Source organism: Streptomyces sp. 147326 (assembly GCF_045000215.1).
Classification (GTDB): Bacteria; Actinomycetota; Actinomycetes; order Streptomycetales; family Streptomycetaceae; genus Streptomyces.
This window is the reverse complement of the sequence record NZ_CP134201.1, coordinates 446,060-459,005: the sequence shown is the minus strand read 5'-3', so window position 1 is coordinate 459,005 and position 12,946 is coordinate 446,060. Positions and strand designations below refer to the sequence as shown.

At 69.6% G+C, this 12,946-nt stretch carries 12 protein-coding genes and 4 pseudogenes; 8 read left to right on the top strand and 8 right to left on the bottom strand.

Features of this window, described 5'->3' with window-relative positions; all coding sequences use genetic code 11:
• Nucleotides 1-355 precede the first annotated feature (355 nt).
• The 3 genes from RIU97_RS02290 to RIU97_RS02280 all read right to left on the bottom strand — a co-directional run bounded on the left by RIU97_RS02290 (nucleotide 356) and on the right by RIU97_RS02280 (nucleotide 3,396).
• Entirely contained in the window at nucleotides 356-1,828 is a 1,473-nt protein-coding gene (locus RIU97_RS02290) for a sialidase family protein (RefSeq protein ID WP_404953044.1), read from the bottom strand.
• 734 nt (nucleotides 1,829-2,562) lie between these two features.
• Entirely contained in the window at nucleotides 2,563-2,769 is a 207-nt protein-coding gene (locus tag RIU97_RS02285) for a hypothetical protein (RefSeq protein WP_404953043.1), read from the bottom strand.
• A gap of 351 nt (nucleotides 2,770-3,120) precedes the next feature.
• A complete protein-coding gene (locus tag RIU97_RS02280; protein ID WP_266548680.1) occupies nucleotides 3,121-3,396 on the bottom strand; it encodes a hypothetical protein in 276 nt (91 codons plus the stop codon).
• A gap of 865 nt (nucleotides 3,397-4,261) precedes the next feature.
• Here RIU97_RS02280 and RIU97_RS02275 point away from each other — a divergent pair.
• A pseudogene (locus RIU97_RS02275) lies at nucleotides 4,262-4,430 on the top strand (transposase); the annotation flags it as partial.
• Here the strand turns inward: RIU97_RS02275 and RIU97_RS02270 are convergent.
• Complete coding sequence (locus RIU97_RS02270) at nucleotides 4,420-4,842, bottom strand: CbrC family protein (RefSeq protein ID WP_404953042.1); 423 nt, start codon at nucleotides 4,840-4,842, stop codon at nucleotides 4,420-4,422. The pseudogene RIU97_RS02275 and the gene RIU97_RS02270 sit on opposite strands and share 11 nt — an antisense overlap.
• A gap of 311 nt (nucleotides 4,843-5,153) precedes the next feature.
• On the opposite strand from RIU97_RS02270, the gene RIU97_RS02265 reads away from it, so the two are divergent.
• From RIU97_RS02265 to RIU97_RS02245, 5 genes and pseudogenes are all read left to right on the top strand, one after another.
• Nucleotides 5,154-5,360: a hypothetical protein gene (locus RIU97_RS02265; RefSeq protein ID WP_404953041.1), complete on the top strand. Its 207-nt coding sequence runs from the start codon at nucleotides 5,154-5,156 to the stop codon at nucleotides 5,358-5,360.
• A 37-nt stretch (nucleotides 5,361-5,397) separates the two neighbouring features.
• Nucleotides 5,398-6,123 (top strand): annotated as a pseudogene (locus RIU97_RS02260) (IS5 family transposase); the annotation flags it as partial.
• A 243-nt stretch (nucleotides 6,124-6,366) separates the two neighbouring features.
• A pseudogene (locus RIU97_RS02255) lies at nucleotides 6,367-7,435 on the top strand (IS110 family transposase).
• An 80-nt stretch (nucleotides 7,436-7,515) separates the two neighbouring features.
• A complete protein-coding gene (locus RIU97_RS02250) occupies nucleotides 7,516-7,962 on the top strand; it encodes a hypothetical protein (RefSeq protein ID WP_404953040.1) in 447 nt (148 codons plus the stop codon).
• Between the two features lie 248 nt (nucleotides 7,963-8,210).
• A complete protein-coding gene (locus RIU97_RS02245) occupies nucleotides 8,211-8,792 on the top strand; it encodes a hypothetical protein (RefSeq protein ID WP_404953039.1) in 582 nt (193 codons plus the stop codon).
• Nucleotides 8,793-9,037: 245 nt separating this feature from the next.
• Here RIU97_RS02245 and RIU97_RS02240 read toward each other — a convergent pair whose 3' ends face one another.
• Nucleotides 9,038-9,163, bottom strand: coding sequence for a hypothetical protein (locus RIU97_RS02240; RefSeq protein ID WP_404953038.1), 126 nt, complete (start codon nucleotides 9,161-9,163; stop codon nucleotides 9,038-9,040).
• Between the two features lie 178 nt (nucleotides 9,164-9,341).
• On the opposite strand from RIU97_RS02240, the pseudogene RIU97_RS02235 reads away from it, so the two are divergent.
• Nucleotides 9,342-10,135, top strand: a pseudogene (locus RIU97_RS02235) (IS5 family transposase).
• Here RIU97_RS02235 and RIU97_RS02230 read toward each other — a convergent pair.
• The 3 genes from RIU97_RS02230 to RIU97_RS02220 all read right to left on the bottom strand — a co-directional run bounded on the left by RIU97_RS02230 (nucleotide 10,127) and on the right by RIU97_RS02220 (nucleotide 12,167).
• The gene (locus RIU97_RS02230) at nucleotides 10,127-10,753 is read right to left on the bottom strand and encodes a nucleotidyltransferase family protein (RefSeq protein ID WP_404953037.1); all 627 of its coding nucleotides are present in this window, start codon (nucleotides 10,751-10,753) and stop codon (nucleotides 10,127-10,129) included. The pseudogene RIU97_RS02235 and the gene RIU97_RS02230 overlap by 9 nt on opposite strands.
• A gap of 86 nt (nucleotides 10,754-10,839) precedes the next feature.
• Nucleotides 10,840-11,112 (bottom strand): hypothetical protein, encoded by a 273-nt coding sequence (locus tag RIU97_RS02225; RefSeq protein ID WP_404953036.1) that lies wholly within the window; start codon nucleotides 11,110-11,112, stop codon nucleotides 10,840-10,842.
• 260 nt (nucleotides 11,113-11,372) lie between these two features.
• Nucleotides 11,373-12,167: an IclR family transcriptional regulator gene (locus tag RIU97_RS02220; protein WP_404953035.1), complete on the bottom strand. Its 795-nt coding sequence runs from the start codon at nucleotides 12,165-12,167 to the stop codon at nucleotides 11,373-11,375.
• An 89-nt stretch (nucleotides 12,168-12,256) separates the two neighbouring features.
• On the opposite strand from RIU97_RS02220, the gene RIU97_RS02215 reads away from it, so the two are divergent.
• Nucleotides 12,257-12,946 (top strand): bifunctional 4-hydroxy-2-oxoglutarate aldolase/2-dehydro-3-deoxy-phosphogluconate aldolase, encoded by a 690-nt coding sequence (locus RIU97_RS02215; protein WP_404953034.1) that lies wholly within the window; start codon nucleotides 12,257-12,259, stop codon nucleotides 12,944-12,946.

The window sequence follows — 12,946 nt, the reverse complement described above, 5'->3', positions numbered from 1 at the left end:
ACGCCTGCTGCTGCCGGATCCTTACCTGTGCTTACGGGGGTTTCATGTCCATCGAGGTCCCACCGCCCGGCCCGCGGCCGCCGCCCGGATATGTCTACCTGCCGCCTCCGCCTCCGCGGAAGGAGCGCGTGGCGAGGGCTCAGGCACGGACCTGCACCACTCACGTGTGGCTGTCGGCAGAGTGGGCACGACAGGGGGCCGGTGCCTCCAGCACAGCGCCTTCCCGGGGACCCCTGCAGGACCGCCCCGCCGGGCGGGACGCGGCCAGACCTCCCCGCCCAACGTGCTCACGGAGTGGGGCCGAGGCCTGTCTGCAGCCGTCGGCGGTCGGGCCGGCCGACGGCGTCCGCGTCGGTCAGCGGGTGCGGAAGCTGCCGGTATATACGTCCGTACGGTTCTGTGGTGCGTCGGAGTTGGTTTCGGTGAGCACCGCCCGCACTCCCTTGCCGTCTGCGACCAGGCCTTGGTAGTCGCCGAGGAAGTAGCCCCCGGCGAACGGCGCCTGCAGCCAGTCGAAGACCCGTGAGATCCGTCGTTCGGTCCGGAGCTCCGGGTTTCCGTGCGGCAGTGTGGCCAGCTGATAGGCGGTGGGCAGGGTGGTGGTGTCGCCGGGCTCGAGGAAGCGCAGGTCGTAGTAGGTGAGCGCGACCGTGCCCCGCTCGTCGACCGCGATCGACGGGGAGAAGGCCGGCACGCCCTGCGGGCTGATCAGCTCGGGGGTTCCCCAGGTACGTCCGCCGTCGGTGGAGCGCACGAGCTGGACGGAGTCGAAGCTGCCGCCGGAGAAGTCCGAGCCCTCGTAGGCCATGTACAGCGTGCCTGTCTTGGGGTCGACGGCCGGGCTGGGCAGGGTGGCCGCGGCGCGCAGCAGCTTGGTGGGGTCGTTCGGGTCGACCTCCGGTACGGAGGTGTCCCGGGCCACGGTGGCCGGGGCGCTCCAGGTTTCTCCGGCGTCGGTGGAGGTGACCACCTCGTAGCGGGCTTCGGTGACGGTGCTCAGGTCGTCGGAGTAGGTGATCCGGTCGAAGAAGTCGTACAGGGTGCCGGTGCGCCGGTCGGCGACGATCAGATGGCCGATGGTCTGGGTGTTGGGCACGGCGCTGGTGTCGACGAACGGCCGGGCCTTGCTCCAGGTGCGGCCGCCGTCGCGGGTGAGGGAGATGTAGCCGGGACCGTCGAGGGAGCTGGGGCCGGGCGGGTCGTTGTCGAGGCGGTTCCAGACCTGGTAGGCGGTGCCCTTGCGGGTCGGGTCGGCGGTGAGTGAGGGCTTGTCGTTGAAGAACGGCTGCTCGTCGACGTGCGTGGTGGTGAGGTTCTGCCAAGTGCGGCCGCCGTCGCGGGACGTGACTGCCAGGAGGGCGCTGCGCGTGCTCTTCGTGAAGTCGACGCCTTCCCCGCTCGCGTAGACGGTGCCGTCCGGGCCGGTGCTCACCCAGGGGTCGGATGCCCGTTCGTAGTCCGCGCCGCCGGGGGCGCACAGGCTGAACGGCAGCGTGCTCCGGTGGAAGGCCTGGCCGTCCGTGGTCCAGGAGGCCGCCAGGCCCCGGGCGCCGCCGTCGTTCCAGCGGTCCTGCTGGAACACGGTGACCACGCGCTTGGGGTCGCGCGGATCGACGGACAGGTACGGCTCGACCTCGGTGGCCGGGTAGACGATGCTGTCGGGGGACCTCGCTCCGATGGTGCAGTCCGCGTACGGGTCGCCGTGGGACACCTTGAGCAGTGGTGTGCCCTCGGGGTTGCGGTCTGCTGCGGCGGGAGTTGCACCGGTGACCGTGACGAGCAGGAGCGCGGCGGTGGTGACGGCCGTCAAGGGCAGGAAAACGCGCATGCGGGATCTCCTCCGGGCCTGTCGGCCGGGGCACGGGACCGCCGTCATCGGGGCGGCCTGGGGCGCGGAGGTGTACCGGAACGCGAGGGTGGGGCGACTCCGCTTTGTCCTTTTCGGCGTTGCAGCCGGTGCCCTTGATGGGCCGAACGACGGAGTCATCCCCGAGGTCGTCGAGGAGCACGGCGGAGCCGACCGGCGGGTGCACCGTGCCGGTCGGCTCCTTGGTCGTGCTGTTACGGCGCCGTCTCGTAGGTCCCCGGAGAGGGCCGTGGGCCGCGAGCCGGTTGGCGATGCCGGCGTGGTCGGCCTTGGCTCAGACGGAGCGGCGCGATCACCGCCCGCGCCAGAAGGAAGACTCCGTCACCGTCGGCACATCCAGGCTCGAGGCCGGCGGGACTGCTCGTTCTTCTGCGCCTGTGCGAGACCTGCCGAGTGTCAACAACACTCGTGATCAATACAGCCAAAAAATGCGAACGACCTCGTCGGTCACTGTATGACGACATGGCCGGCCGAGGCCGTTCAGGACGGCGGCGAGCGCGGTGTTCAGGACGGCGCGGACCGTCTCGAAGCGGTGACGTCCTTGGCTTCGAGACGGTCGGCGTCCACCATCGCGAGTGCCGCGGTGTCGAGACGGGCGCGGGCGATCCACCCAACGGTGGACCGGGGGCCGTCACCCCATACGCACCGCGCCGGGTGCACCGGCCGGACTGGTTGCCCAGCCGTGCGCCGACCGGTCAAGTGATCGCCGGCTTGGTCCCGTCAGGCAGCGCGCAGGCGTCGCCGGCGTAGGGGCGTGAAACGATCTGTCCGCCAGCGGCCGTGCACTCGTCTCTGGAGATGTTCGGAGACGAGGCGGCCCCGGCGCTGACAGCGCCGACGGCGCTCACGCCGGCAAGGGTTGCCGCGGCCAGGGCGAGGCCCAGGATTCTTCGCATGCGCATGACTTCCTCCTCCTCTCAGGCGCCTTCGTTCGGCCCTCGGGAAGGACAAGTCTCAAGACGACGGCGCCCTCCTACTCAACATGGGCGCTCCGCATGAGGCCCGCGAGGCGAGGCTGGGCGCCGCGTCCGGGCGGTGACTGCCCGGCCCCGGAGAGGCATGACGTCACCGGCCTCGACCGGCCGCATCGTTACGCCGCGTGCGCGTCGGTAGAAGCGGGGCGACGTCGATGTCCTTGGCGTCGAGACTGCCCACCGGCGCCGCGTTGTGTCCGGGCAGGCCGGGGGTTGGGGAGGAGACGGGCCGTACCTGCCTCCGACCGGTGCCGGCGGGCGGCTGCCGCGCGTGGTCCTCTAACGCGGTTCGTGGGCCGCCGCCCGGCAGGCACCGGTCGCGGCGCCGCCCGCCACTCCGGCGCCGGTCAGCCCGGTCACACAACTCTGCAGGTCTCCGACCACGCCACGGCTGCAGGCCGCTGTGACGGAGTCGGAAGCGGTGGCACCGGCCAGTTCGGCCATCTGTGTGCAGGCGGGGATGTCCGCCCGGACCGCGGGAGCGGCGAGGACCGCACCGCCGAGGGTGAGGGTCAGGCCGGTGAGGGCACCGGCGATACGGGTCGACGTGCGCATGGGACGCACCTGCCTTCCGGGTTGGTCGCGCGGTCCTGATCCGGGCGGGCCGCATACACGCGGTAAGGCCGCCTGGCGACGCTCGGTGAGTGGTGCCCCCGGCCGGCGGGCTCACACACTGACCGACGATTCTGCGTCGCTTCCATTGAGCCGCACCGGGACGTGGTCGCCAGGCCGAAGGAGAGGGCCGCGGACCGGATGGGACGCAATCGGACCTCCACTCGCGGGCCCCTCACTCCAGCGTCGCATCTTCTCCCGCGCCCGTCCTGGGCACCCGGGGGCGGCCGCGCTGAGTAACTGCGATTGTGCGAAGCGCGGTAGCCGGCCCGTCCGGCCGACCAGGGGGATCGGACGGCCCAGGGTCCCGCCCGGCCTGCCCCCTGCACACCGCCGGGCGCGGCTCGGCCGGGGAGGCGGCCGGCCTTCGCTTCCCCGCGAGGTGCGCCGCGGACCAAGCGACGTCCTTGCGAAACGACTACGGACGGGTGTGTCCGAGGCCGGTGTCGCGTTCTGGGTTGACGACACCGGCTTTCCGGACCCGCAGAGAAATTCCCGGCTCGACACTGACCCGGCAAGCCATGCTCAAGCGGGTCCATCAGCGTGCGACTGCACTGCGTCGGCTCATGCCGCAGTTGCTCGGTGCCGAGGGCTGGCGGCTCATTGCCCGTTGTCGCCAAACGTGAGCCGGCATGGGCGCACCTCGACCTCGTTCACCTAACAGGCCATCTCGTTGGGCATGTTCGCCAAGTTGCTGCGGTGATCGTTGAGCGGCTGGTGCCGGATGTGCAGTGGGGTGACCGGGAGGTGCTGGCTGCAACGACTGCAACCACGTGCGACGACGGTTACGCAGCCGCTAAATCACGCTCGGATCGCCCGCAAGGGCAATCTCCAGCGAACGGCTGGGCGAGCACCGCTGGACCGTTGAACGCACCATGGCCTGGCTCGCCGGATACCGACGTCTCCACCGCCGCTACGAACGCAAGGCGAGCCACTTCCTGGCCTTCACCGGCATCGCCTGCACCCTCATCTGTTAGCTGGTCGAGGGCTTCGGGATGCGCCGCCAGCTCGGTGTACCCGACTTCGCCTACGAAGGCCGCCCGCGTCCTGGCAATGGACGAGCCAGCGCGGATCCTGCCAGGCGTGGAAGCCAGGGGTGCGGCGGGTGACCTCATGCAAGACGTCCTCGCTGACACCGTCGAGTCCGTAGGAGTCGGTGAATTCACCCGCGAAGCGTTCAGCAGCGCGTCCCGTCTGCGATGCACCAAGGACAGAATCGTCAGCTGACGTCCTGGGCGGTGTAGAAGATGGCCGTGTGGATCCAGCCCGTTTTTGCGCTTGCAACAGGCGCACGTCTCGGGGGCCGCCCGGACGGACCCACTCGCGAGGTGGTCTGGGTGACAACGAAAAAGGGCAGGTCGGGCTCCCGACCTGCACCCTGATGGCCATGCATACGGACCTCATAGTGTCGGACTCCTCCTGGCCCAGCTAGTTGAGACAGCTTGTACGGGCGCGTTTTCGCAGGTCAACACGGCTCTTAGCATGGGGCCGGTTGCGCACGCTGCCCCCTCCGGAACAACGAAGGGACCACCCATCCGGCCGGGGTGGTCTCTTCGTCCAGGGCCTGTCCGACGGGTCGCGTCACCGGCCCCGCACCCGACAGCGCCGTCACACCCGAATGGCCCAACATGACGTGCCACCCACATGGGTGAGAAGCTGACTAGTGCCCCAATCGAGGCAATCCGTGAAAGGGGAACCAAATGCGCATTCGACGAATCTTCGCCGCCGTCATTGCCACGGCAGCCCTCGCCGGACTCGGTCTGACAGGCGCCGCCACCGCCACCGCCCAGAGTGCCCCATCCGTCGTCACCCCTTCTGAGTGCAAGCAGGGCGGCGGAACGCCCGCGATCAATGAGGCGGGCAACTACTGCAAGGGCGGTACGTACGACGGGGAGCAAGTCGACTAGTTCGTTTCCTTCGGATCATCTGATCGTTGGTTGATGTGTGTCGTTGACTGACGCCCAGTGGGCGAGGATCGAGCCGTTGCTGCCGGGCCGGTCTCCCAAGCGGGTGGGCGGTGGCGTGATCACCGGCAGGTGATTGACGCGATCGCGTTCAAGTACCGCACCGGCACGCCGTGGATGGACCGGCCCGAGCACTTCGGGTCGTGGGAAGGCGCCCACAACCGGCTGCGGAAGTGGGCCGCCGACGGCACCTGGGAGAAGGTCGTCACCGCCCTGCTCGCCCAGGCCGACACGGAAGGCGACCTCGACTGGGTCGTCGCAGTCGACTCCACCATCGTCCGTGCCCACCAGTACGCCGCCGGGGCCCGCCCAAACGGGCCCCGGCCGGCGAGCCGGACGATTACGCCCCCGGACGGTCCCGCGGCGGGGACTGACCACCAAGATCCACCTCGCCGCCGACCGCCGCTGCGGCCGCTCGCGTTCGTCCTGGTGCCGCGGCCAATCGGCCGCCCCAGAACCACGCCTGACGTGGTCCTGGCCCACAAGGCCTACTCCTCCCGCGCGATCCGAAGCCATCTGCGCCGGCGCGGGACCCGGGCGGTGATCCCTCAGCCCTCCGACCTGGTCGCCAAGCGCAAGAAGCGAGGCCGATCTGGCCAGCCGCCGCCCTCCGGCGTTCGACCGCGAGGCAGACCAGCGGCGCAACACCGTCGAGCGGTGCATCAACAAGCTCAAGCAGTGGCGCGGTCTGGCCACCCGCTACGACTGTGAGGATGTTCGGGTGCCGCTTCGGGCGGTGGCCTGACCCGCGATACGACTGGCCCTGGTGCCTTGGTTTTGATCTGTCGGCCACTGTCCGGAGCGGTACTCGCTGCCGCTGGACCGGCGGGCGTGTCCCGATAGGGGCCTTCGCGAGAGGCACCGTCACAGTCCTGACCGCCCTGACCCCGATCCAGCGATGGCCGCCCCGCTTCCCCATGGCTGCAGGAGACAGGTGACCGTGACCAGGATGACCCAGCCCACCCCTCTGGACCCAGGCAGCCCTGACATCGTGCTGGGTGTCGTCACGCACAAGGACGTCCACGTTGCTGCCGTGGTCACGGCCGCTGGCGCCTTCGTCGAGAGCCGGAGCTTTCCGACGACCGCCCAGGGCTACGAACAGTTACTGGACTGGGCCCGGACACTGGGCCACCTCAGCCAAGCCGGCGTGAAGTGCACGGGCTCATACGGTGCCGCACTCAGCCGATATCTGCAGGGTCAGGGCATCACCGTCTTCGAGGTGAACCAGCCCGACAGAGCCACCCGCCGACGCCGCGGCAAGAGCGACATCGTCGATGCCGAGGCCGCAGCCCGCGCAGTGATCACCGGCAGGGCGACCGCGACCGCGAAGGCCCGGCGACGGGCCGGTGGAGATGCTCAGGCTGTTCAAGATGGCCAAGGCTTCCGCGATCAAGTCCCGGGCTCAGGCGATCAACCAGCTCAAGTCCGTTCTCGTTGCCACCGACCCCGAGCTCCGCGAGTCTCTGGCCGGCCTGAGCAACCCCAAACTGATACGCGCTTGCGCCGTGCTCGACAGCTTGGCCTCCCGAACAGCCGGTGCCGCCGCCCACACGCTCAAACTGCTGGCCCGGCGGATCCAGCACCTCACCGAGGAGATAGAAGACCTCACCACGCGGATCAGAGACGTCATCACTCAGCACAACCCGGAGCTCCTCAAGTGCTACGGCGTCGGCCCCGACACTGCCGCGACGCTACTGATTGCAGCGGGTGACAATCCCGAGCGCTTGCGCAGCGAGGCCTCGTTCGCAGCCCTCTGCGGCGTCAGCCCAGTCGAGGCCTCCTCCGGGAAAACCCAGCGTCGGCGCCTCAATCGGGGCGGAAACCGGCAGGCCAACTCCGCCCTCGACACCATCGTGCTGGCCCGTCTCCGCTGGGACACCCGCACCCGCGGCTACATCGACAGGCGCGTCTCCGAAGGCAAGACCCGCCGCGAAGCACTCCGTTGTCTCAAACGCTACGTCGCACGCGAGGTCCACCGGCTCATCACCCGCACCACCACCCACGTCCTGGCCGCTTGACTTCCATAGGGGCATCAACGGGGCTGTGCGGGTGCAGGTCTGTGTGGTGAGATGCGGATATGGAGGCTGTGCTAGCCAGCTTGATCGCTGTCTCGGGAACCCTGTTGGGTTCGATCGTCACCTTTGCCATCCAGCGTCGTACGAGTGCGCAAGCAGAGGTCTTCGCCCGTTCCCAGCAGCTACGACAGGAACGTCTGACGACTTACAGTGCCTACGCAGGAGCTGTTACAGCACTCAAGCAAGCCACCATCGCCCTCTGGCTCCGCCTGCAGGAAGCCCCCGACAGCCCCGAGACGCGACACGCCTTCACGGAGTGCGACCGACTTGGCGCCGCCACAGAGAACGCCCAGTTCCAAGTCCGTCTCCTCGCCGAAGACTCCACGCTCGTCGCTCTTGCCGCCTCGGCCTTCGATGCCATCACTCCAATACGAACGGCATCCACCAGAACCGAACTGGCCACCCGCGAGCAAGACCTGCAGGACGCCCTCAACGCCTTCATCGCCGCAGCCACTACCCAAATCCGTTGATCCACAAGACCTGGGGCATCCACGACAGCCCGCTGATCACTCCACCGAAGGCGTTGACCTCCCAGTACGGGGCCGCTGTTCGGGAGGCCCTGCCTTCATGCCCCGAGCACAGGAAGATCACCCAACTGGGAACCCGCGTTCGACCGCCGGACGAACCTTGCGATACGACAACGGCTTCTCAGGGCTGCCGGGCGCCGAGCAGTATGTGTGAGACTCCCTCTGAATGATCACTCGGGGGGAGTTTCGCGTTGAACGCGCTGTTGAAGAGGGTGTGGATCGGGCTGGCCGCGACCTTGATCGTGAGTCTGGCCGCCGCGGTCATGCCGGACCACATCCAGATAGACGACGACGGGCGCATCCACCTGGGCGCGCCCGCGCCCACGCCGTCCCCATCCACGGCCGCGCCCACACCGGAGTCCACGTCACCGCCACTCACACGGGACGCCGTGGACGAGGTGATCCGGACCGCGGTCAGCGCGGCGGGCCTCGACCCGGCGCAGGGCCGCCCGCTCGGCGCGGCCGGCGCCAACTCGAACAGGACTGGCTGGACGGCCGTCCGTGAGAAGACCGCCGCACAGTCGGAGATGAACGCGATCTGCGCCGACCTGGAGCGCCAGGGCTGGACGCTGAACCCGAACGGCGACCGCCCCGACGCCTCCCGCAGCTACAAGCGCGGGGGCTGGCACCTGCTGGTGAGCACGCGCGGGAAGACCCAGGCGCCGTCCACCACCTCCGCCTTGACCGACTCGCAGACCTACCTGACCCTGGCCGGGCTCCAACTGAACCTTTCCGACATACCCCTCCCCGAGATCACGGTCCGCATCGGCTGACCCCTCACAGAAGCCCACCCCGTCTTTCCGGGACACCCAGGCGCCCTGCGCCCGGCCGAGTTGGCCGGCCCTGCGCGGGAGCACTCGTCCCACCTGTAGCCGCGCCCGACATGGCGACGTCGCTGCTTTCGTCGCCGCGGCTGCCTGAGGGGCCAACCTGGAGGGCGCGCAGGAGCCAGCCCACCAGGTAATGGACCTATCGACACCAGTCAGCAGAAAGCGCCAGCCCGTCCGCACCGGCCCTCTCAGTCGAACAGGCCGAGAACTGCCAGCTGCTTCCGCTGCTCCTCCGGGAGTGATCCCTGCCGGCTGCGCATGTTGCTGCGCCACACCCCCAGCCGTACTTCGACGTCCTTCCCGTCGTAGCGCACGACTTCAACATGCGAGCGCGGAATCCTCGCCGGCGAGACTTCCCGCGCGATGTACTGCTGGAGGGCTTGGAGGCCTTTCTGGAAGGCCTCGCCGCCCGCAAGCGGCCTTACTGATCGTTTCAGAATGAGTTGAGCTGCGCCTCTTGTGCTCGACGATCTTGCTCGGCAGGGTGTGCGGGTGCGTGCTGATCTTGTGCCCGATGACCTGTGGGAGCGCATAGCTCCACTGCTGCCTTCGACTCCCGAGCGGCGCCATCGTTACCCAGGGCGCCTGCGTGTTCCGGATCGGGTGGCGCTCGCGGGCGTCATGTATGTGCTGCGGACAGGTGTCGCATGGCGTGACGTTCCCGGGGCTGTCGGCTGTTCCGGGGTGACTGCATGGCGTCGGCTTCGGGACTGGACCGAGGCCGACGCCTGGCCGCGCCTGCATGCCGCACTACTGACCGAGTTGCGTCGCGCGAGCCTGCTGGATGTGGACGACTGCGCTGTTGACGGCTCGCACGTGCGGGCCCTCAAGGGGGGATCATGTCGGTCCTTCGCCCGTGGATCGTGGTCGTCCCGGCTCCAAGCACCATCTGATCGTCGACCGACACGGAACCGTCACGCTCACCGGCGGAAACCGTCATGACGTCACCCAGCTCCTCCCGCTGCTGAACGAGGTCCCGCCGATTCGGGGCCGGCGACGGCGGCCCCGCCGCAAGCCCCGGCGTCTGTATGCCGACCGTGGCTACGATCGACAAGTACCGCCGTCTGCTGTGGAAGCGCGGTATCAAGCCGGTGATCGCTCGACGCGGTGTCGCCCACGGTTCCGGACTCGGCAAGGTGCGCTGGGTCGTCGAGCGCACCTTCGCCTGGCTTCACCACTTCAAGCGCCTGCGAATCCGCTACGAGCGCCGGGCCGACATCCATCTCGGCCTGCTCCAACTCGCGTGCAGCATCATCTGCCTGCGTCGGCTCCGCGCCTCAGGATGAAGAGGTGGCTGGGACGACAGGGTCCGATGGCCAGGTGAGAACGGTCAGCTCAGGCCACTGCTGTAGCCAGCGGGCCGCCTTGGCCTCGTACACCTCGCGCGGGGCAAGCACTGGGTTGGGGCGCACGACGAGGTTGAACACGTCGGAGAGCCCGTGCGGCGCATAGACGCGCCATCGGCCGCCCGGCTCCAGGCGCACGCCCAGGCAGCAGGTGGTCGCAGCGAAGCTGTCGATGGCCGCCTCCGTGGAGGCATGAGGAGCGCACGCGACGCCGAACTTCTGCTCGTACCAGAGGTGGACGCGGGCCTCGTTGCGGACCTCGACCTCCGCCGGTAGCCCTGCGAACGCTTCGCCGGCGGCCTTGATCACCGTGTCCTCCGCCTCCCATGACAAGTCGCGGTCGTCAAAGTAGAAAACGTCGTAGTCCTTGATCCCGCTGGTGGGATGCCTGTCCGTGACCACGTTCCAGACGGTCTGGAACAGACAACCCGCCGTCACGTACCAGTTGGGCAGCCCCAGTCCTGCCGTGCGGTTCAGCACCTCCATCAGTACCTCGTTACGGGCCAGCGCAGACTTCAGGGCGGCAAGCTGCTCGTCGAGCGGGAGGCGACCAATCATTGCCCATGCCTACCACGTGACGGGCCTAAAACCCCGCAGCCCCTTGTGCGGGGCCCTCCCGAAGGACCTGATTCTGAAACGATCAGTTAGTCGGGGGCCACCTTGCAGGCGCTCACCGCGGTCCCGTTGGTCACACTGCTCGCGGTCAGGCCGGTCACACACTTGGCGTGGTCGCCGGACTGGGCGTCGTAGCACGCCGTCCGGATGGCGGCCGAGGCTTCACCGCCCTGCAACTCGCGTTCGACCTGGTTGATGCAGGCCGAGACGTCCGCGTGGGCGGCGGGGGCCACGAGGGCCGCGCCACCGAGGGCGAGGGTCAGGCCGGTGAGGACACCTGCGAAACGGGTCGACGTGCGCATGGGATGCACCTGCTCTCCGGGGGTCGTCGTCGCGCGGCCCAGGACTCTGGTGTGCCGGATCCGCGCTGGAGCGGCGCCGAGCGCACGGGGCCGGTGTACGGCCGCTGTGCCCGGGCCCCCGCACCGGACCGGCTCGGCAAAGCCTCCCCTTCCACTTTCGACGCTAGAGCAGCCCCCCGCCGCACGCACCCGCTGGCGTCCTCTTCCGGACCGGCCGCAACGGGGCTTCCCTGCGGCTTCCGTGAACGATCGCCTTGGCGTCACAGCAGCGGAGTCAGGGCCTCCGTGGCCGCCCGCAGGGCGGGTGCGTACGCCTCGATCTCCTCGCGTGAGACCAGGAACGTGACGGTGGTGATGCTGACCCCGCCGACCGGCCGGCCCGACGGGCCCAGGATCGCGGCGCCGATGCAGCGGATGGTGGGCTCGTTCTCCTCGTCGTCCAGCGCGTAGCCCCGGGCGCGGACCTCCGCCAACTGCGCGTGCAGGGCCCGCGCGTTGGTGAGCGTCCGCGGTGTGCGGCGCGGCAGGCCGGTTGCGGCGATCAGGTCCCGCACCTCATCGGCGGGCAGATGGGCCAGGATGCTCTTGCCGATCGCGGTCGTGTGCAGCGGCATGCGCATGCCGACGCGCGAGGCCGTCCGGAAGGGCTGGTCGCTCTCCAGCTTGCGGATGTAGGTGATCGTCTCCCCGCTGTGCAGGGCGAGATGGACCGTCTGGCCGGTGTTCTCCCGGAGTTCGCCCAGGATGCGTCCGATGCTCGGCGGCTCCCCGCCGCCGACGAGGGCGGCCAGGCCGCGCAGCCGCGCCCCCACCCCGTACCGGCTCTCGGCCTCCTGGCGTACGAAGCCCTGCTCGACCAGCGAGGCCAGGATGCGGAAGGTGCTCGACTTGGGCACCGCGGCCGCCGTCGCCACATCGGTCAGCCGGTGCGGGCCGCCGGGCGCCGCGACCGCCTCCAGGACGCGCAGGGACTTCTCCAGCGCGGAACCGGCCGCGGAGGTCCGCCCGCGTCCGCCGGGCGCACCCTCGGGGACTTCGTCCACATCCGTTGACACGGGAACTCCCGACGTGGGTAGGGTCTAGACCAAACAGTTCCGTTGTACGGTACGTCGTTCCGCTACGTGGAACAAGCGGGAGGTCTTCCTTGTCCAGCCACCCGTACGAGGTGCTAGCGGCCCAGCGGCTGCTGCCGGTGCTGCGCGACGCCGACGCCGACCAGGCCGTCCGCCGCGCCACCGCCCTGCTCGCCGCCGGCTGCCGCGCCGTCGAACTGACCACCTCCACCCCCGGCTGGGCCGAGGCCCTCACCCGTACCGCTTCGCTCGACGACGCCCACGGCCGCCCAGCCCTCATCGGCGTCGGCACTGTCACCACCGCCGCGCAGGCCGGTACCGCCCTGGACGCAGGCGCCGCCTTCCTGATCTCCCCCTACCCGGCCCCCGAGGTCCGGGAGGTCGCCCGCCGCCGCCGAGCCGTCTTCATCGAGGGCGGGTTCACCCCGGGCGAGATCGCCGCCGCCGTCCGCGCCGCGGGCGCGGCCAAGGTCTTCCCGGCCCACGTGGGCGGCCCCGGATTCGTCCGCTCCCTCAGGGCCGTCCTGCCCAGAGCGGTGATCATCCCGACCGGCGGCATCCGGCCCGCCGAGGTCCCCGACTGGCTGGCCGCGGGCGCGACGGCCGTCGGCATCGGCAACGGCCTGCCGGCCGACCCCGTCGAACTGGCCGCCGTATTCGCCGGGCTGGCCTGTCCGCGCCCCGCGTACGGCGACGGCGACACGCATGCGGATGCGGGTGCGGGTGCCGACTTCGGCTCGGACGCGGTCGGGGAGCGTTGA

Excerpts from the sequence above, each read along its gene's own strand:
- RIU97_RS02290 (WP_404953044.1), bottom strand. The coding sequence starts at position 1,828 with ATGCGCGTTTTCCTGCCCTTGACGGCCGTCACCACCGCCGCGCTCCTG.
- RIU97_RS02225 (WP_404953036.1), bottom strand. The coding sequence starts at position 11,112 with ATGCGCACGTCGACCCGTTTCGCAGGTGTCCTCACCGGCCTGACCCTC.
- RIU97_RS02265 (WP_404953041.1), top strand. The coding sequence starts at position 5,154 with ATGCGCATTCGACGAATCTTCGCCGCCGTCATTGCCACGGCAGCCCTC.
- RIU97_RS02230 (WP_404953037.1), bottom strand. The coding sequence starts at position 10,753 with ATGATTGGTCGCCTCCCGCTCGACGAGCAGCTTGCCGCCCTGAAGTCT.
- RIU97_RS02285 (WP_404953043.1), bottom strand. The coding sequence starts at position 2,769 with ATGCGCATGCGAAGAATCCTGGGCCTCGCCCTGGCCGCGGCAACCCTT.
- RIU97_RS02280 (WP_266548680.1), bottom strand. The coding sequence starts at position 3,396 with ATGCGCACGTCGACCCGTATCGCCGGTGCCCTCACCGGCCTGACCCTC.
- RIU97_RS02270 (WP_404953042.1), bottom strand. The coding sequence starts at position 4,842 with ATGGCCATCAGGGTGCAGGTCGGGAGCCCGACCTGCCCTTTTTCGTTG.